The organism is Mycobacterium sp. NPDC004974 (assembly GCF_053600815.1).
Genome location: NZ_JBSGAQ010000007.1, coordinates 281,583 through 301,933 on the forward strand (window position 1 = coordinate 281,583; position 20,351 = coordinate 301,933).

Below are 20,351 nucleotides of genomic sequence, written 5' to 3' on the forward strand. Positions count from 1 at the left end.
TCGCGGGGCTACTACTACAGCCCCTTGAATCGCTCCTGGACCGCCTCAGAGGACAGTCCGTAGTCGGCCAGTGAGTAGGTGTGCTTCGGCGCACGCGGCCCCTGCTTGCTGGCTTCGTGGCTGTCGACCATCGCCTGCCGGGCGGCGTCCGTGAAGTCCAGCCCGAACGTGCGGTAGATACCCTCGACCGCGCCGATCGGGTCCTTGACGAACTCGAAGTAGTCCACGTCGCAGAACTGACCCGGATCATGCTTGGCCCGTTCGGTATTGAACAACTCCAGCCCGCGCGACCAGGTTTCCATGGCGTCTTCGCCGATCACATTCCCGGTGAACGTGTTGGACCAACCGGCGGTGGTGTGCTGCGCCAGCGAGCACATCGAGGCCATGATGGTCTCTGCCGGGCGGTGACACTGGACGACCAGGGCGTCCGGATACGTCGCGAACAGTGCGTCCAGGGCGAACAGATGACTGGGGTTCTTGAGCACCCAACGCTTCTCGGGCTCGTTGAGACCGATCAGCTGCAGGTTCTTCCGGTGCCTCTGGTACGACTTGGTCCAGTCCTGGCGGGCCAGCCACTGCGCGTAGGTCGGGACGTGAGCCAGCGTCTCGTACGAGACCGAGTGCAACGACTGCCGCAGCAGCTGCCAGCATTCCTCGACCTCGTCCGCAGTCATGTAGTGCAGGCCCGTGTAATCCGGGTCCTCCTCGTGCGCCTTCTTGAATCGGGCATCGAGCGCACTGAAGACCGGGTTGTCCGGCCAGGTTTCCCGCGGCGGCCGAGGCTGCGGGAACTCCGCCAGCCACATCTCCAAACCCTGATGCATCGGGTCGGCGGTCAGCAACCGGTGAATCACCGTGGTCCCGGTGCGCGGCAGACCGGTGACGAAGATCGGCCGCTCGATCGGCACGTCGACGTGCTGCGGGTACTGCTTGAACGCAGCTTCCGAGACGAGGCGGGCAACCAGCGCATTGCGGGTGAAGAAGCGCTGCATCTTGCTGCCGAGCTCGGTCAGATCGGCATCACGCTGGTAGGACTCCAGCAGCACTCCGAGCGCTTCGATGTAGTTGTCGTCGTCGGTACCGAAATCATCCAGGCCGCAGGCCTTTACCGCCGAGGCATGCAGATCCTCGATGGTGCCGACATCGGTGCGTCCGCTCATGCGCGATCCGCCTTCGCTTCTCGCTGCCAGGTCATGCCTTGTACTCCCCGCAGTTCACATCGAGGGCCTGGCCGGTGATACCGCTGGACAGATCGCTGGCCATGAACAGGATCGCCGAGGCGACTTCATCCTCGGTCGGCAGCCGCTTGAGGTCGGAGGAGGCCGCCGTCGCCTTGTAGATCTCGTCGACGGTGGTGCCGTACTTACCCGCCTGATGGGCGAAATAGCTTTCCAGCGTGCCGCCCCAGATATAGCCGGGCAGAATGGAATTCACCCGGATGCCCTGGTCGCCGAGTTCGGTTGCCAGGGTCTGCGACATGGCCAGCAGGGCCGACTTGGCCATCTTGTAGGCGCCGTACTTGGCCTGCGAGTGCCGGACCACCATGGAGTTCACGTTGACGACGGAACCCTTGCTCTGGGCCAGGGCCGGGGTGAAGGCCTGCACCATCCGCAGCGCGCCGAACACCGTCAGCTCGATGGCATCGCGCATGTGCTCGAACGTGGTGTTGGCGAAGGGTTTCATCGACGGCACCCGGAACGCGTTGTTGATCAACACGTCGACCTTGCCGTACGCCTCGATCGAGGCGTCGACCAGATTGTTCACCTGGGCCTCGTCGGTGATGTCGGTGCCGACCGAGATGGCGCGACGGCCGAGATCGGTCACCTGCTTGGCCACCTCGTCGAGCCGCTCCACGGTGCGAGCCGCGAGCACCAGATCAGCTCCGGCCTCGGCACAGCGCCGCGCGAGCGTGGTGCCCAGCGCGGGGCCGACCCCGCTGATGACGACGACCTTGTTCTCCAGCAGTCCTGACATCGGTCAGCCCACCATCCTTTCGCCAATTAGCTTCTGACGAAGCGCAATCCGCGCTCGCCAATCATCCTCGGAAATCTTGTTGTTCTCGTAATACGGCAGTTTCTCGGCCACAGCGCCGATGTCGACCAACTCTGCGGTCGGCCCGTCCTCGGCGCTCAACTCACGCGAAACCCGCTGCCAGCGGAACTGCAGGTAGCCCTTGAGATGCCCCAGCGTCTCGCACCAGTTGGTCACCCCGGGATTGGCCTCGGACACCACGATCCGGATCTTGCCGTCCGGATCGGCTTGCGCCTGAGTGCCGTTCAGCGAGGTCTGGTGATTGATGTAGTCCAGCGAGATGTACCAGAGGCTACCCAACTGGAAGCCCAGGTAGGGCGCATCCGACACCGGCAGCGTGATGATCATCGCCTGGTCTGGCGTCATGTCGTAGTGACCGACCGACGAATACTGGGTGGCGAGCCCGCCGGGTGTCAGACGCGGTGCGGTCAGCGTGTTGACGGGCAAGTTGTCGTAGAACCACTTGGGGAACTGCAGCCACGTCTTGACCCGCTGAACGAGTTGCTTACCGGCTGTGGCGTAACGCTTCTCGATGAGTTCGCGGGTCAACGGCGCCGGCGCCGTGCCGGCGGTGTCCGTGCGCGATATCGCGAAGGAGCCGCGCTGCGCCGACCAGTCGTTGTAGACCTCCCGGATCACCAGCTGCGCGGGGGTAGCCGGGGTGAACCGCCATTCGAAGGTGCCGTCGGCGGCGATGTCGAGCTTGCGGTCATCGAACGCGGTCTCACTGTCCGGAACGTTCTCGTCGGTGTACTCCCCGCCCAACAACTGGAAGCTGACGTCGGTGGTCGTGCCCCGCTTTCCGGTGACGACGTACTCGTGTCCGGGTTGGACCCGAGTGCCGAAGTACATGGTGTCGGGGTTGTCCAGGCCCATCTTGGTGAACGGCCCCGTTCCACTGTGCAGGAACGGATGGTCGCGGTCGTAGTCGAACGCGACGTGCGTGCACGCCGCGATGCATCCGGCCAGGTACTGCAGCCCCTCAAAGAGATCCGCTTCCGAGGAGATAAAGGGCGCGGCGGTCACCAGGCGTTCCGCCTCGGCTATGGCATCGGCCAGTGGTTGTGAGTACATCCAGCATCTGCTCTCTCGGTCCAATATTGGACCGCAGTGGTAGAGTTTCCTACCCGACACTAGAACGCGTTCCAATTCGAGTCAACGCCCAGGAGGATCGATGCCAGACGCCGAGCCGGCCGGCCGCGCCTCACCACCGACTGCCCGGGTGGTTGCCATCCTGGATTTCCTGTCCCGCCACCCGCAGGAGCGGTTCGGGCTCTCCGAACTCACCCGCCGAGTCGGACTGACCAAGCCGACGTGCCTGGGGATCCTGAGCTCACTCACCGAATCGGGCTACCTGATCCGGGACAGCGGAGACAAGACGTACCGCCTTGGTCCGAGCCTGATCTCGCTCGGCCACGCGGCGCAAGAGTCGATGCGCGTCAACCCGGCGGCCCGAGCCGAGTTGCACGCGCTGTCAGCCGCTTTCGACACCTCCGCGGGCCTGACCGCCGTGGTCGATGACCGGATCACGGTGCTGGAGGTGGTCGGCCCGCCCGGCCGCGACCCTGGCGTCCGGGTCGGGCAGAGCTATCCGTTCGCACCGCCGGTCGGCCTGATGTTCGTGCTGTGGGACGACGACGCGCTGCGGGCCTGGCTGGCCAAGGCGCCGACGATTCCGCTGCGCACCGAATCCGCGCGGCTACAGCGGGTGATCGAAAACTGTCGCGCCGACGGATATCTCGTGGAACGCCTGACCCCCGGGGGCCGCAGGCTCTACGCGCTGATGGCGGGGATGTCGACCAACCTGCCCGACGAACTGCGCGCCCTGCTGAGTGAGTTGGTGTCCGACATCGGCGAGCGCGTGTATCTGCGGGACGAGGGACCGAGCGGCCGAATGCCACATGACATCAGCGTCATCTCCGCGCCGGTGTTCGACCACTACCGGCGCCAGGTCATGGCGGCCTCACTGCACATCGGGACGGCCCTCACGAACAAGGAGATCAGCGAGCGGGCCAAAGCACTGGTGGCGACAGCCGACGCGTTGACGAAGCAGCTCGGTGGGACGAAGCCGGCGTACTGACGAACCTGAGCTCAGAAGTTGTTGCAGGTCCCGAAGATCTGCTGCATCAACCCTAGGTATTGGCCGTTCGAGCTCAGGATCATCTGGGCCATCTGTTGCCGTTGAGCCCTTGGCGCGGACAGGAACTGGTGCAGGTAAGCCTGGGACGTCGGGTCCGCCTCGAATTGAGCGGCCGCCGCCGGATCCTGGGCATTCGCCGCAGCCATCACCTGGGGGTAACTGCAGGTGGTGTTCACGATCGAATCCAGCGGATCTGCCGACGCGATACCGGCCCCGGTGGCCACCATCATCGCCAATCCACCCACTGCGACAGCCAGTTTGACCGGCATTAGCTCTAACATGTCACGACCTCCTCCCCCCGAGGCCCGAAACTCTACTCGATCACATTGCCCCTGGACCGCGATTCGCTAATGTCCACATAGTCGTTCACTCGGGGTTTTCTTGCTTCAGCAAATAAGTACGCACCAGTGACCGTGGGCCGGTGTCCCGCAGTAGTGCGCTGGCGGGGCGGGGACGCACGCGTTGCGGCCACCAGAACCAGCGTCCCAGCAGTGCGGCGATCGACGGAGTCATGAGTGCGCGGACCACGAGGGTGTCCAACAGCAGGCCGATCCCGATGGTGGAACCCACCTGTCCGATGATTCGGAGGTCGCTGACCACCATCGACATCATGGTGAACGCGAACACCAGACCCGCGGCCGTCACCACTTTGCCGCTACCGCCCATGGCCCGGATGATGCCGGTGTTGATCCCGGCGCCGATTTCCTCTTTCATCCGGGACACCAGCAGCAGGTTGTAGTCGGAACCTACCGCCAACAGAATGATCACGGACATCGCGAGCACGAGCCAGTGCAGATAGATGCCCAGGATGTGTTGCCAGATGAGCACCGACAACCCGAAGGCCGCGCCCAACGAAAGCGCAACGGTGCCAACGATTACCAGCGCGGCCACCAGACTGCGCGTCACGATCAACATGATGATGAAGATCAGGCAGAGCGCGGCGACTCCCGCGAGCAGCAGATCGTAGGTGGCCCCGTCGCGCATGTCCCGGTACGTCGCCGCGGTTCCCGCCATGTAAATCTTGGCGCTCGCCAGAGGAGTCAACTTCAGGGCCTCTTCAGCGGCTCTGACCACCTTGTCAATTCGCGCGATACCCTCCGGCGTGGCGGGGTCTCCGCGGTGAGAGATGATCAACCGCACCGACTTTCCGTCGGGCGAGAAGAACAGGTTCATCGCTCGCTTGAAGTCCTCGTTGTTGAAGACCTCCGGAGGCAGATAGAACGAGTCGTCGTTCTGCGCGGCGTCGAAGGCCCGGCCCATGACGGCGGCGTTCTTGCTGTTCTCATCCATCAGGGCGAGCGTTCCGGCCATGGTGCTGTGCATCGTCAGCATCATGGTCCGCATCATCTGCATGGAGGCGATCATCGCTGGGAACTGGGCAACCATCTTCGGCATGAGCGCATCCAGTTGGTCGAGGTTCCGGACAAGGTCTCGAGTCTTGTCGGCAACCGCGTCGACGCCGTCCATCGCGTCGAAAAAGGACCTCATGGCCCAGCAGTACGGGATGTCAAAGCAATGCGGCTCCCAATACAGGTAATTGCGGATGGGCCGGAAGAAGTCATCGAAATCCGCAATATGGTCCCGTACCTCCTTCAGCACATCCTCCATCTCGTGGGTGTTCTTCACCAAGCCGTGGGTCATGGTGACGAGCTTCTGTGTCACGGCGTAGAGACGCTGCATGTTCGCGATCATCTTCGACATGTCGTCGGCCTGTTTGACCAGGTCATTCATGCGATTCTTCTGAAACGGCAGGAGCTCCACCTGAGTTGCACTCTGCATGCTGAGCAGGAACGGAATCGAAGTGCGGTCGATCGGGGTGCCCTCGGGACGCGTTATTCCCTGGACCCGTGAAATCCCGGGCACGGCGAATACGCTTTTCGCGAGTTTGTTCAACACCAGGAAATCCGACGGGTTACGCATATCGTGATCGGCCTCGACCAACAAAATGTCGGGTGTCATGCGCGACGGCGGAAAGTGCCGCTCGGCGGCGGCGTATCCGACATTCGCCGGAATGCTGCTGGGCACATACAACCGGTCGTTGTAACTGGTCTTGTACGCAGGCAGCGCCAACAAGCCGATCAGTGCCACCACCATTGCCGCGGCGAGGATTGGCGCGGGCCAGCGGACGATCGCGGTACCGAGGCGCCGCCAGCGTCGGACGATGATCCTGCGTTTGGGCTCGAACAAACCGAAGCGTCCCCCCAGCGCCAGAACAGCCGGGATCAGGGTCAGTGCCACTGCCACCGCGACGACCATGGCCACAGAGGTGGGAATACCCATCGTCTGGAAGTACGGCAGCCGGGCGAAACTCAGACAGAAGATCGCACCGGCAATCGTCAGGCCTGAGGCCAGCACCACCTTGGCCACGCTGTGATACGTCGTATAGAACGCCTGCTCGCGTTCCTCACCCGCTTGCCGCGCCTCCTGATACCGGCCGATGAAGAAAATGCCGTAGTCGGTACCGACGGCGATCCCGAGCGATACGAGCAGATTCACGGCGAACGTCGAGAGCCCGATGATCTGGTGATCACCGAGCAGTGCGACGACACCTCGCGCCGTCTGGACCTGCATGCCCACCATGACCAGCAGAAGAACTGCCGTGACCACCGAACGGTAGACGAAGAGCAGCATCGTGAGGATCACCACGAGGGTGACGGCGGTGATCTTGATGATGGATTTGTCGCCGGCGTGGTTCATGTCCGACGCAAGCGGCGCGGAGCCGGTGACATAGGCCTTGACCCCGGCCGGTGGTTGCGACCGTTGCACGATGTCCCGGACCGCCTCCACCGATTCGGTGGACAGGGATTCACCCTGGTTGCCCGCGAGATTCAGCTGGACGTAGACAGCCTTGTTGTCCGGGCTCTGCACACCCGAGGCGGTGAGCTTGTCCCCCCAGTAGTCCTGCACATGCTGCACATGCTTTGTATCGGCTTTCAGCTGCCGCACCAGGTCGTCGTAATACCTGTGCACATCGTCGCCGAGCGGTTGTTGTCCCTCCAGGACGATCATCGCCACACTGTCGGAATCAGACTCACCGAAGCTGCGGCCCATGCGCTGCATCGCCTGGAATGACGGGGCATCCTTGGGGACCAGCGATACGGAGTACTCCCGTCCGACCTGCTCCAGTGACGGGACAGCGAAGGTCAGGACTGCCACGATCACCAGCCAGCCGAGAATGATCAGTACCGCGAGCCGATAGATCATCCGCGCGACGAACGGCGGATCGCTGGGCGTCGACTGCTCGCTCATGCGGCTGTCCTCACGCGGAAGGACACCATCATCAGGAGCCGCGTTCGTCCGGTAACAGCAGTAGAGACCGGACCAGCGGGCGCGGGCCGGTCGGCCGCAGCAGTGCACTGGCCGGACGTTGCCGGACCCTCAGCGGCCACCAGAACCAGCGACCCAACAGCGCAGCGATCGACGGAGTCATGAACGCGCGCACGATCAGGGTGTCGAACAGCAGGCCGATACCGATCGTCGAACCCACCTGGCCGATCGTGCGCACGTCGCTGGCAAGCATCGACATCATGGTTGACGCGAACACCAGCCCGGCGGCGGTGACCACCTTGCCGCTACCGGCCATCGCGCGGATGATGCCGGTATTGATCCCGGCTTTTATCTCCTCTTTCATGCGCGATACCAGCAGCAGGTTGTAATCGGAACCGACTGCCAAAAGAATGATCAGCGAAATCGCGAGCACGAGCCAGTTCAATTGAATTCCGAGAATGTGCTGCCAGATGAGCACCGACAGCCCGAAGGCCGCACCCAGCGAAAGCGCAACCGTACCCACGATGACGAGCGCGGCCACCAGGCTCCGGATCATGATCAGCATGATGATGAAAATGAGGCAGAGCGCCGCGACCCCCGCGATCAAGAGATCGTAGGTAGAGCCATCCACCTGGTCCTTTGCCATCGCGGAGCTGCCGGTGAGATAGATCTTGGCGCTTTCCAGTGGTGTTCCTTTGAGCGCTTCCTCCGCCGCCGTTTTCAACGGTTCGACCCGCGCGATGCCCTCGGGCGACGCCGGATCGCCCCGCTGCGTGATGAGCATGCGCGCTGACTTCCCGTCGGGCGAGACGAAAACGTCCAGGACCTTCTTGAAGTCGTCATTGTCGAAAACTTCGGGAGGGAGGTAGAAGGAGTCGTCGTTCTGGGCATTGTCGAACGCTTTGCCCATGGCTGTGGCGTTGTTGCCGTTTTCCTCCATCTGACCGAAGATTCCGGCCATGGTGCTGTGCATCGTCAGCATCATGGTCCGGGTGCTCTCCATCGTCGCGATCATGGCCGGGAACTGGGCGATCATCTGCGGCATGAGCAGATTCAACTGATCGAGGTTTCCGACGAGCTGGTGCATCGTCGACGTGAGCCGATCAACGCCGTCAAGCGCTTCGAACAGCGATTTCAACGCCCAACAGACCGGGATGTTGAAGCAATGCGGTTCCCAGTACAGGTAATTCCGAAGAGGTCTGAAGAAATCGTCGAAGTCTGCCATGTGATCACGCAATTCGTTGGTGACGTCCTCCAACTCATGGGTTTTGGTGACCATCGCATTCGTCGTAATGGCGAGCTGCTGCATCAAGCCGTACATCCGCTGCATCGTGCCGATGGTCTTCTGCAGCTCATCAGCCTGGGTGACCAGGTCGTTCATCCGGGCCTTCTGAAACGGCAAGAGCTGTAACTGACTTGCGTTGCCCGAACTCATGAGGAACGGGATCGTCGTGTGCTTCAGCGGGGTTCCCTCAGGACGGGTGGCCCCCTGTACCCTCGCGACGCCCGGAACCGCGAGAAGCCCCTTGACCAGTTTGTTCAGCACCAGAAAATCGGCCGGGTTGCGCAGGTCGTGGTCGGCCTCGATATACAAGATGTCCGGAGCCGTCATCAGCGACTGCGGGAAGTGCCGGTCGGCCGCTGCATACCCTTCATTGGCCGGAATATTCTTCGGCAGATAATTCTGGTCGTTGTAACCAGGCTGGTATTTCGGTAGCGCCAGCAATCCGATGAGCGATACGGCCAATGCCGTCACGAGAATCGGTGCGGGCCAGCGGACGATCGCGGTACCCAGGCGCCGCCAACGACGCACGATGATCTTGCGTTTGGGTTCGAACAGTCCGAAACGCCCGCCGAGGGCAAGGACCGCCGGAATCAGCGTCAGGGCGACCGCAACGGCGACGACCATACCCAGCGCGCACGGGACGCCCAGGGTCTGGAAATACGGCAGCCGGGTGAAACTCAGGCAGTACACCGCGCCGGCGATGGTCAGACCCGAGGCCAGGACCACCTTGGCGACGCTGTGATAGGTCGTATAGAAGGCCCTCTCCCGGTCCTCGCCGGCCTGACGCGCCTCCTGATACCTGCCGACGAAGAAGATGCCGTAGTCGGTTCCCGCGGCGATTCCGAGCGTGACCAACAGGTTCACGGCGTAAGTGGAAAGCCCGATCACCCCTTGATCGCCCAGGAACGCGACGACTCCTCGAGCCACCTGGAGCTGAGTTCCCACCAGTAGTAGCAGCAGCAGTGCGGTGACGATCGAACGGAAGAAGAAGAGCAGCATCACGAGGATGACCGTGAGACTCAGGCCGGTGACCAGGAGCACGGTCTTGTTGCCGCTCTGGCTCAGATCGGCGACAAGGGCGACCGGCCCGGTGACGTAGGCTTTCACCCCCGGCGGTGGCGGGGTGTTCTTCACGATGTTGCGGACGGATTCCAAGGAATCGGTCGAGGCGGTCTGACCGAGGTCACCGGTGAGGCTCATCTGCACGTAGACGGCCTTGTTGTCGGCGCTCTGCGCCGCACCCGCCGTCAGCGGGTCACCCCAGAAATCCTGGATGTGCTGCACATGCGCCGTATCGGCTTTCAACTGACGGATCAAGTCGTCGTAATAGCGATGCGCATCGTCGCCGAGCGGCTGTTGCCCCTCCAGGACGATCATCGCCACGCTGTTCGAGTTGGATTCCCGGAAGCTCTGTCCCATGCGCTGCATCGCCTCGAAGGACGGCGCATCGTTGGGAATCATCGATACCGAGTGCTCCTTTTCCACCTGCTCCAGCGGAGGGACGGCCGCACCGAGGATGTAGGCGATCACCAACCACAGCAGGATGATCGGCACCGCCAGCTTGCGGATCATCCGCGGGATGAACGGCGGCTTGTCGGCGGCGGGTTGGGTGCTCATGCTGCCTTCAGCGTGCAGAAGGTGAACGCGCTCGTCCCTTGCCCCGTCCGCTCCGACTTGACCTTGCCATCGACGGTGATGCGGCAGCCGATGGTGTTACCAGTGCCCTGCGCGATGATGTTGACCATCGCCGTCGTCTCGGACATCGGGAACTTCAACGTCCATGGCAAGCTTGCGTTTTCAATGAACTGCGGCTCGGCGTCGACATCGAAATAGCTGATGCTCGCCGTCGTGCCCGGGGAGCCGAACACCTCGTACACCAGCTGCTTCGGGTTGTAGGGCTTGCGTGCCTCGGTTTCGGTGTCGGAATACGCGGGGCGAATCTCGGAACCGAAGACACCGTGCAGCCGCAGCACCGTGAATCCGCCGGCGCCGAGGACGGCGAGGATGAGCAGCGGAATCCACAGCCGCTTCATGACCCCCAAATCACGAACCCCCATCCGCGTCTAGCCCGCCGATTCGGTTGCCGTCGGCACCCCGAACCAGCCGTGCGGAGGGGTCACGGCGAACACGCTGCGATTCGGGCAGGATCCGAACCTGACAAGTACAGCATTCAGGCGACCTCCATATCGGTCTATTCCCAACGTGATACGGGATCGTAATGCAAACCGCGGGTGCACGATGTGGAACGGAAGTTACCGTTGCTACCGATCGGCGCCGGCTGGACATTCGCTGCGTATCAGCTGTCGACCGGGCCCGCTCCGGCACTTCCGTCGCGGCCGGTCCGGACATACGGTCAACGTTGTTGTCGCCGTGGGACATACACCGACTCTCAGGCATTGGCGAAGAACTCCAGGATCGCCGAGTTCACGGCATCCGGCCGTTCGAGGAATCCCAGGTGCCCCGTGTCGGCGATCTCGAGATACCGGCCGTTCGGAAGGGCCTCTGCCACCTCCGCACCGAGGTGTGGGGGCATCACGAGGTCGTCGGCGAAACCGATCACCAATACCGATGTGGCGATCGAACGGTATTCGAGCCGCCGATCCCGCTCCGGGCCGACGTCATACTGGGCGCGGACTCCCCTGGTCGGCCTGGTGGGCCACATCGTGAAGGTGTCGATCCAGTCCCGAACCGAGTCGTCATCGTTCAGAGTCTTTGGCGAAAAGCTTTCCAGCAAACGAAGTTTCGCTTCATATGCCGGCGGGACACGCACGTCTGCACCAGCAAGTTCCAGTTCCGCCTGCCGAAAGAAATCGCGCGCCCGATCGTTGCGGCCACGCGTGGCCATCAACGCCGCCTGGCTCACCAGTTCCGGCCGGGACAGCATCAGCTCCTGTGCGATGTAGGAGCCCATCGAGACACCGACGAGCCGGACCGGAGCGACACCGAGCCGCTCGATCAACTCGGCCGTGTCGGCCACCATCGTCGCGGTGGTTAACGAATCGGTATTCGCTGTGGCACCGACACCCCGGTTGTCGAACGTGATGACGCGGTACCCGGCGGCACGGAATGCGGGCACCTGGTGAAGATCCCAGGTGCGTCCGAGACCGCCTTGGCCGGCGATGAACAGCACCGCCTCACCGTGGCCGCGGTCTTCGTAGGCCAGATTCATTCTCCCCGCCCCGCGTTGTCGGCTACGCGTCCAGCCGAGCGAACTGGCCGTGCCGATAATGCTCGACACAGGCCGATCGTCGGACTTTTCCACTCGTGGTGATCGGGATCGAACCGGGCAGCACCGGAACCAGATCCGCGACACCGAGGCTGTGCGAGTGGGATATCGCCGAGGTCACTTCACGCTTGACGGCGGAGAGTTTGTCCATGGTCTCCTGGTGAGAGTCGCCCTGCTTTCTGACTTCGATGATCACGACCAGCTTCTCGGTGCGACCGTCCGGAACCGCGATGGCGGCGCACCGGCCCCGGGTGACCTCCTGGATTGTCGCCTCGATGTCGTCGGGAGAATGGTTGCGCCCGTACACGATCAGCAGGTCTTTGATGCGGCCGACCACGAACAGCTCGCCGCCGGAGTCGAAGCCGAGGTCCCCGGTGCGCAGCCAGGGCCCCTCGGGGGTGCCGTCCGAGGGCGATACGAGCTGTCCGCCGAACGTGGCCGCGCTCTCTGCGGGTCTGCCCCAATAGCCGGTCGCGACGTTGTCGCCGTACACCCAGATCTCGCCGACTGAACCGGGCGGGCATTCCACACAGGTATCGGGGTCGACGATGCGGACCATCGGTGACTGCGGCATCTGGTAGCTGACCAGGGGTGTGCCGCTGCTGTTTTCGCAACGCCGTGCCACGCCGGCGGTCAGCTTGTCGGATTCGAAACGCACGACGGTCGGTGGTCGATCGGGCGGGTTGCTCGTCACGTAGACGGTTGCCTCCGCGAGCCCGTACGACGGGCGGATCACCGCCGGGTTCAGCTTCAACCTCGCAAAGCGGTCGGTGAAGCGCTCAAGCGTTGCCGGATGCACCCGCTCGGCGCCGGTGATGATGACCAGCACATCGGAGAGGTCATGGCCGGCCAGGTCTTCGTCGGATGTCTTTCGCACGGCCAATTCGAAGGCGAAGTTCGGCGCGGCGGTGTAGGCACGACTATTGTTTGCCAAAAATTGCATCCACCGGGCCGGTCGTTGCAGAAACGCCATCGGGCTGGTGAGCACAGCGGGAACTCCCGTCAGCACCGGCGCGCAAACTCCGAGGTACAAACCCATGTCGTGGTAGAACGGCAGCCACGACACAACGGTGGCGCCGGGCGGAATGACATTTCCGAAGGCGGAAAAGTAGCCGGGCAACAGTTGCCGGAAATTGGCCATCAGGTTTTTGTGCGACATCATCACCCCGGCCGGGTTCCGCGTGGATCCCGACGTGTACTGCAAATACGCGGTGTCCGGGTGATCGTCGATCCCGGCTCCGGATGGCCCCTTCGGGGCATCGAGATCCAGCAGGTCGACTTCGACCATCGACGGAGCCGATCCGCCGGGCTGGGAGGACACGTAGTCGGCTACCACGCCTGCGACCGCGGAGGTGGTGAGGATGACGGTCGGCGCAGCATCCTGCAGCACAGATCCGACGCGGTCATCGGTGGCGCCCCCCAGAGGCACCGACAGAGGGACCGCGATGAGCCCCGCCTGCATCGCGCCGAAAAAGGCCACGATGTAGTCGATTCCCTGCGGGGCCAGGATCAGGGCCCGGTCACCCGGCGCCCCGCACTGTTCGAGGTGTCGTGCCAGGTTCCGCGTCCGGCGATACAACTGCGCGAACGTCAGGCTCTCCGGAACTCCATCCCAATTATTTTCGTAATCAATAAAAGTAACCGCGGGGTCATCACCTTGAAGACCGGCACGCTCGTTCAGCAACGTCAGAATGGACGTATCACCCACGGGCATCAGGGTAACGCCGCGGCCGCGGCCGCATATCTGAAAAGCGCGGCAAACTTCAACTGCACCAAGTGTGCGTCACAGTTATGTCATTTGGCAGTACCGTCGCGCAAACTATTTGCATTCGTTTGTATACAGCCGATTGATTGCTCAGATCGTGGGACAACTCCCCCCAGCGAATCTAGCGTGAATGAAGGTAACCGCCCGCTGAGGACCCCGCGCCGGCGACGGCGGTGGGCGAACACCGGCGTAACTGCGTCGGCTCACCGTACGGCGCCGGGCATCCGAACCGGTAGCGGCCAGTCCGCCAACCGGCCTCGGGGAGGAGGGCACTTGGCTATGACCGAGAGCACGCATGACAGATTGCCGGGTTCGGATCCCGGTTCGACCCCGCGGCCCTCGCGCGGCAAACCGGTCACCCCGGTAGCGGTCATCGGGATGGCCTGCCGGCTTCCCGGCGGTATCGATTCCCCCGAACGACTCTGGGAGGCTTTGATCCGCGGCGATGATCTGGTCACCGAGGTGCCGCCCGACCGCTGGGATGCCGACGACTACTACGACCCCGAACCCGGGGTGCCCGGACGATCGGTGTCGAAGTGGGGTGCGTTCATCGACGATGTTGCCGGCTTCGACTCCGAGTTCTTCGAGATCAACGAGCGCGAGGGCACCGCGATCGACCCTCAGCACCGGATTCTTCTCGAGACGTCGTGGGAGGCCATGGAAAATGCCGGCGTCTCCCGGGACGATCTGACGGACTCGAGCACCGGTGTCTTCGTCGGGCTTACGCACGGCGACTACGTGATGCTGGCCGCTGACGCCGAGGCCCTGGAGGCCGCGTACGGGTACAGCGGCACCAACTTCAGCCTGGCGTCCGGACGGGTCGCCTATGCGCTGGGGGTCCACGGTCCCGCGCTCACGATCGACACGGCCTGCTCCTCCGGGCTGGCCGCAGTGCACCTGGCCTGCCGCAGCCTGCACGAGGGCGAGAGCGACCTTGCCTTCGCCGGCGGTGTCACCCTGGTGCTGGACCCGCGCAAGTTCGCCTCCGGGTCAGCTGAGGGGATGCTCTCGCCAACCGGGCGCTGCCACGCCTTCGACGTCGCGGCCGACGGGTTCGTTTCGGGCGAGGGCTGCGCTGTCGTGCTGCTCAAGCGGCTGCCCGACGCAGTGCGCGACGGTGATCGGATCCTGGCCGTGATCCGTGGCACGGCCGCCAATCAGGACGGCCACACCGTGAACATCGCCACGCCGTCGGAAACCGCACAGACCGCGGTGTACCGAATGGCCTTGGCCGCAGCCGATATCGAGCCCGACACGGTCGGGATGGTCGAAGCGCACGGTACGGGCACCCCGGTCGGGGACCCGATCGAATACGCCAGCCTGGCGAAGGTGTACGGCGTCGACGGCCGCTGCGCCCTCACCTCGGTGAAGACCAACTTGGGGCATGCCCAGGCGGCCTCCGGCGCGCTCGGCCTGATGAAGGCCGTTCTCGCGGTGCGCCATGGTGTGGTTCCGCAGAATCTCCATTTCACCCGCCTACCCGATCAACTCGCCCAGATCGAGACCAATCTCTTTGTGCCCCGAGAGACCACACCGTGGTGCACCAACGGGAAGCATCCCCGACGGGCGGCGGTCTCGTCATACGGGCTGTCGGGGACCAACGTGCACGCCATCGTGGAGCAGGCACCCGAGCAGGCGCCGGAACTCACCGGGGCCGAAGCGCCGCCCGCGCCGGACGCGGCACCGATGTTGTTCCCGCTGTCGTCCACTTCGACAGAAGAGCTGCGTCACACGGCCGCCCGGCTGGCCGACTGGGTACAGGCGCACGACGATGCCGCCCTGCCTGATCTGGCGTACACCCTGGCGCGCCGACGCGTGCACCGACCGGTACGCACCGCCGTCAACGCGCGCACCCGCGCGGAACTCACCGCGGCGTTACGTGAGATCGCCGACGGCGATACCCCCCACCAAGCCGCTGTCGGGCGCAACGACCGAGGTCCGGTCTGGGTGTTCTCCGGCCAGGGATCACAGTGGGCGGCAATGGGTGCCGAGCTCCTGGCGACCGAACCGGTGTTCGCCGCCACCGTGGCCCAGGCCGAGCCGATCATCGCCGCCGAGTCCGGATTCTCGGTGACCGAGGCGATGTCGGCGGCACAGACGGTCACCGGTCAGGACCGGCTGCAGCCCACGCTGTTCACCATGCAGGTCGCGTTGGCCGCCGCCATGAGGGCATACGGGGTGCACCCCGCCGCGGTGATCGGCCACTCCCTGGGCGAAGGCGCGGCCGCCGTTGTCGCAGGGGCGCTTTCGCTGGAGGACGGTCTACGCCTGATCTGCCGCCGGTCGCAACTCATGTCCCGGATCGCGGGCACTGGCGCCACCGCCGCGGTGGAACTTCCTGCCAAGCAGGTACTTTCCGAGCTGACCGGACGCGGAGTCAGCGATGTCGTGGTGGCGGTCGTGGCCTCTCCGGAATCCACCGTCGTGGCCGGTGCCACACAGACGGTTCGCGAGCTCGTCGCCGACTGGGAACAGCGTGGGGTGATGGCTCGTGAGGTCCCGGTCGATGTCGCCTTCCACTCGCCTCAGGTCGAGCCGATCGTCAGTGACCTGACCGCGGCCCTCGCCGACCTGAAGCCGATGCCACCGGAGATCCCCTTCTACTCCGCGACCCTGTTCGATCCCCGCGAGCAACCGGTGTGCGACGCCGCATACTGGGTGACCAACATGCGCCGGATGGTTCGGTTCGCCACCGCGGTACAAGCGGCGTTGGAGGACGGGCACCGGGTCTTCGCCGAATTGTCGCCGCACCCGCTGCTCACCCGGGCCCTCGAACAGACGGCGCGCAGTCGCGAGACGCCGATGGCCGCCCTGGCCGCGATGCGCCGTGAACAGGCCCTGCCGAACGGGTTGCGTGGGTTCCTGGTCGATCTGCACAGCGCAGGCGCGGCAGTCGATTTCACGGCGCTCTCCCCGAGCGGGCGGTTGGTCGATGCGCCACTTCCTACCTGGACGCACGGCCGACTGTGGCTGAGCGGGGGCGGCCACGATTCTCCGACGCACGGCGGTTGCACCATCGCGGTTCACCCGCTCTTGGGCCCCGGTGTGCGCCTGCAGGAGCAGCCTGAGCACCACGTGTGGCAGGCAGATGTCGGCACGGCCGCCCAGCCCTGGCTCGCGGACCACCAGATCCGCAGCGTTGCCGTGCTTCCCGGAGCCGCGTACTGCGAGATGACGCTGGCGGCCGCGAACTCGGTGTTGGGCGCGGCTTCCGAGGTCCGGGACGTCCACTTCGAGCAGGCACTGCTGTTGGACGAGCAGACATGGGTCGGCGCGTCGGCGTTGGTGGCGTCGCCGGGGGTCGTCGACTTCACCGTGGATACGAATCACGAGGGCGACCAGGCACGCCACGCGAGCGCGGTACTGCAGGCCGCCGATGATGTGCAGCCACCCGCCTACGATCTGTCGGCGCTCCTGGTTGCACTCCCCGGTGACGAGAGCGGTGACGAGGTCCGGAATCGTGTGAGTGAGCACGGTATTCAGTACGGTCCGGCATTCGCCGGCATGGTCGCCGTGCACACCGGGGCAACCCAGGCCGTGCTCGCCGAGGTGGCACTGCCCCGCTCGATCCGGTCACAACAGGACGCCTACGTCGTGCACCCGGCGCTGCTGGACGCGTGCTTCCAATCCGTGGAGGCCATCCCCGACGTGCAGGCACTCGGCGGCGACGTGCTGGCGTTGCCACTGGGCGTCCGTCGGCTACGGAGCTACGGCTCGGTCCGCAACGCGCGCTACTGCTACACCCGGTTGATCCATGCCGACACCGCGGAGCTCGAGGCCGACATCGATGTGCTCGACGAGAACGGCTCGGTCCTGCTCAGGGTCCAGGGGCTACGACTCGGCACCGGTGTCTCCGGAAGCGCCCACGACGATCAGGTTCTCAGCGAGCGACTGCTGGCCGTGGAGTGGCAGCAGCGTGACCTGCCGGAGGCGGAGTATGCCGACGCCGGATCCTGGCTGCTGATCAGTGCCACGGCCGCCGCCGATGCCGTGACGGCGAGCTTGGGCGATGTCCTGACCGCCCATGGTGCACAGTGCGCCACCATGAGTTGGCCCAGCCGAGACGATGACCCGTCGACGGGGCGCGAGCTCAGCAGCCGACTGCGCGGCGGGCAGTTCACCGGTGTGGTGATCCTGGCGGAACCGAAGAGCGGCGATGCCGGTGACCAGTTCCCGCTGCGGGGCCGCGATTACGTTCGCCACCTGGTGCACATCACCCGCGAACTGCCCGAGATACCGGGCGAACTGCCCCGCCTCTACGTGGTGACCCGCGGTGCCCAGACCGTGGTGGCCGGCGACGTGGCCAATCTCGAGCAGGCTGAGTTGCGGGGTTTGATCAGGGTGATCGGCGCCGAGCATCCGCACCTGGTGGCCACCCAGATCGATGTGGACGAGGCCACCGGCGCTGAGCAATTGGCGCTGCAACTGCTCAGCGGGTCCGAGGAGGACGAAACCGCCTGGCGTGACGGCCAGTGGTACACCGCCCGGTTGTGTCTTGCCCCGCTGCGCCCCGAGGAGCGACAGACCACCCTCGCCGACCATGAGCGTGACCGGATGCGGCTGCAGATCCGCACACCCGGCGACCTCGAGTCGATGGAACTCGTCGCCTGCGAACACCTTCCGCCGGGTCCGGGACAGATCGAGGTCGCCGTCACCGCGTCCAGCATCAACTTCGCCGACGTGCTGGTCGCTTTCGGCCGATATCCCGCCTTCGACGGCCGGCTTCCGCAGCTCGGCATCGACTTCGCCGGGGTGGTGACCGCGGTCGGGCCCGACGTGACCGACCACCGGGTCGGCGATCATGTCGGCGGTCTGTGCGCCGACGGTTGTTGGGGCACGTTCGTCACGTGCGACGCCCGCCTGGCCACCACCCTGCCGGCCGGATTGTCCGACGTCGAGGCCGCGGCGCTGACAGTCGCGAGCGCCACCGCGTACTACGGGCTCAACGACATGGCCCGCATCAGAGCGGGCGACAAGGTGCTGATCCACTCGGCGACCGGCGGGGTCGGCCAGGCGGCGATGGCCATCGCCCGTGCCGCAGGCGCGGAAATCTTCGCCACGGCCGGCAGTGAGCAACGACGGCAGTTGTTGCGCGACATGGGTGTTGAGCACGTCTACGACTCGCGGACTCTGGAGTTCGCCGATCAGATCCGCCAGGACACCCAGGGGTACGGCGTAGACATCGTGCTGAATTCGGTGACCGGCGCCGCCCAGCGGGCCGGCCTCGAATTGCTGGCATTCGGTGGGCGATTCGTGGAGATCGGTAAGCGGGACATCTACGGCGACACCCGACTGGGTCTCTTTCCCTTCCGGCGCAACCTCTCGTTCCATGCCGTCGACCTGGCGCTGATGTCCGTCAGTCACCCCGACCGGCTGCGGGAGTTGCTGGCCACGGTGTACCTGCTGACCGCGGAGGGCGACCTGCCGATGCCGGAGATCACCCGGTATCCACTTGCCGACGCCGCCAACGCTATTCGGACGATCGGCGGCGCCCGGCACACCGGCAAGCTCGTGCTCGATATCCCGCACACCGGCTCCAGCCGGCTGGTGGTTCCACCGTCACAGGTGCGGGTGTTCCGCCCCGACGGCGCGTACATCGTCACCGGTGGTCTCGGCGGGCTCGGTCTGTTCGTGGCCGAGAAGATGGCCGCGAACGGCTGCGGGCGCATCGTGCTGTCCTCCCGGTCACGGCCGAGTGCCCAGGCGCTGACGACCATCGACCGCATCCGCGCGACCGGCGCCGACATCGTGGTCGAGTGCGGTGACATCGCCGAGCCCGGCACCGCGCAGCGGTTGGTGGCCGCTGCGACTGCCGGTGGGCTTCCCGTGTGCGGTGTGTTGCACGCGGCCGGGGTGATCGAGGACGCGGCGTTGACCAACATCACCGACGAGCTCATCGAGCGGGACTGGGCCCCCAAGGTTTACGGCGCCTGGAATCTGCACACCGCCACCGCCGACCAGCCCTTGGACTGGTTCTGCTCGTTCTCGTCGGCCGCCGCACTGGTCGGCTCACCCGGTCAGGGCGCCTATGCAGCGGCCAACAGCTGGCTGGACGCATTCAGCTTGTGGCGCCGGGCTCAGGGCTTGCCCGCCATCGCGATCGCGTGGGGAGCCTGGGGGCAGATCGGCCGCGGCACCGATCTGGCCGAGGGGGCCGGCATCGCCATCACGCCCGACGAGGGTGCGTACGCGTTCGAAGCACTGCTGCGTCACAACCGCGCCTACACCGGGTACGCGCCGATCACCGGCACATCGTGGTTGAGCACCTTCGCCGAGCGGATACCTTTCGCCGAGGCGTTCCGGTCCAACGGCCAAAACCACTCGGGCACGAGCAAACTGCTCGCCGAGCTCGATAAGATTCCGGCCGAGGAGTGGCCCGTCCGGGTGCAGCAGGCGGTCTCGACCCAGATCGGCCTGATCCTGCGCCGCAGCGTCGACCCCGACCGTCCGCTGTCCGAATACGGCATGGACTCACTGGGGGCGCTCGAACTACGCACCCGAATCGAAACCGAGACCGGCGTGCGGATTCCCGCCACCGGTATCACGACCATTCATGACTTGACGAAACTGTTGTGCGCGAACCTCATTCCCGCGAAAGCTTCGTGAGGCACACGATCGACAGATTGACATCACAATC

General features: G+C 64.7%; 11 protein-coding genes. 2 read left to right on the forward strand and 9 right to left on the reverse strand.

Features of this window, described 5'->3' with window-relative positions; genetic code table 11:
* Positions 1-14: 14 nt before the first annotated feature.
* Genes ACWEFV_RS18595 through ACWEFV_RS18605 form a run of 3 tightly spaced genes read right to left on the reverse strand, consistent with a single transcriptional unit; the run spans position 15 to position 3,105 of the window.
* Complete coding sequence (locus ACWEFV_RS18595) at positions 15-1,160, reverse strand: sulfotransferase family protein (RefSeq protein WP_450071213.1); 1,146 nt, start codon at positions 1,158-1,160, stop codon at positions 15-17.
* 31 nt (positions 1,161-1,191) lie between these two features.
* The gene (locus ACWEFV_RS18600; protein ID WP_450071214.1) at positions 1,192-1,974 is read right to left on the reverse strand and encodes an SDR family oxidoreductase; all 783 of its coding nucleotides are present in this window, start codon (positions 1,972-1,974) and stop codon (positions 1,192-1,194) included.
* Positions 1,975-1,977: 3 nt separating this feature from the next.
* On the reverse strand, positions 1,978-3,105 hold the full coding sequence (locus ACWEFV_RS18605) for a hypothetical protein (RefSeq protein WP_450071215.1): 1,128 nt from the start codon (positions 3,103-3,105) through the stop codon (positions 1,978-1,980).
* A 100-nt stretch (positions 3,106-3,205) separates the two neighbouring features.
* On the opposite strand from ACWEFV_RS18605, the gene ACWEFV_RS18610 reads away from it, so the two are divergent.
* The gene (locus ACWEFV_RS18610; protein ID WP_450071216.1) at positions 3,206-4,111 is read left to right on the forward strand and encodes an IclR family transcriptional regulator; all 906 of its coding nucleotides are present in this window, start codon (positions 3,206-3,208) and stop codon (positions 4,109-4,111) included.
* Positions 4,112-4,122: 11 nt separating this feature from the next.
* On the opposite strand, the gene ACWEFV_RS18615 is transcribed toward ACWEFV_RS18610, so the two are convergent.
* From ACWEFV_RS18615 to ACWEFV_RS18640, 6 genes are all read right to left on the reverse strand, one after another.
* Positions 4,123-4,452 carry a hemophore-related protein gene (locus tag ACWEFV_RS18615; protein WP_450071217.1) on the reverse strand — a complete coding sequence of 110 codons (330 nt, stop codon included), beginning with the start codon at positions 4,450-4,452 and terminating at the stop codon, positions 4,123-4,125.
* 85 nt (positions 4,453-4,537) lie between these two features.
* The gene (locus ACWEFV_RS18620; protein ID WP_450071218.1) at positions 4,538-7,420 is read right to left on the reverse strand and encodes an MMPL/RND family transporter; all 2,883 of its coding nucleotides are present in this window, start codon (positions 7,418-7,420) and stop codon (positions 4,538-4,540) included.
* Between the two features lie 31 nt (positions 7,421-7,451).
* The gene (locus ACWEFV_RS18625; RefSeq protein WP_450071219.1) at positions 7,452-10,340 is read right to left on the reverse strand and encodes an MMPL/RND family transporter; all 2,889 of its coding nucleotides are present in this window, start codon (positions 10,338-10,340) and stop codon (positions 7,452-7,454) included.
* Positions 10,337-10,756: an MmpS family protein gene (locus tag ACWEFV_RS18630; RefSeq protein WP_135458665.1), complete on the reverse strand. Its 420-nt coding sequence runs from the start codon at positions 10,754-10,756 to the stop codon at positions 10,337-10,339. The genes ACWEFV_RS18625 and ACWEFV_RS18630 overlap by 4 nt, the downstream gene beginning before the upstream one ends.
* Positions 10,757-11,112: 356 nt before the next feature.
* Positions 11,113-11,892 carry an alpha/beta fold hydrolase gene (locus ACWEFV_RS18635; RefSeq protein WP_450071220.1) on the reverse strand — a complete coding sequence of 260 codons (780 nt, stop codon included), beginning with the start codon at positions 11,890-11,892 and terminating at the stop codon, positions 11,113-11,115.
* A gap of 22 nt (positions 11,893-11,914) precedes the next feature.
* The gene (locus ACWEFV_RS18640; RefSeq protein WP_450071221.1) at positions 11,915-13,657 is read right to left on the reverse strand and encodes an AMP-binding protein; all 1,743 of its coding nucleotides are present in this window, start codon (positions 13,655-13,657) and stop codon (positions 11,915-11,917) included.
* 336 nt (positions 13,658-13,993) lie between these two features.
* Here ACWEFV_RS18640 and pks2 point away from each other — a divergent pair, with 336 nt between their 5' ends.
* Complete coding sequence (gene pks2 / locus ACWEFV_RS18645) at positions 13,994-20,320, forward strand: sulfolipid-1 biosynthesis phthioceranic/hydroxyphthioceranic acid synthase (protein WP_450071222.1); 6,327 nt, start codon at positions 13,994-13,996, stop codon at positions 20,318-20,320.
* Positions 20,321-20,351 lie beyond the last annotated feature (31 nt).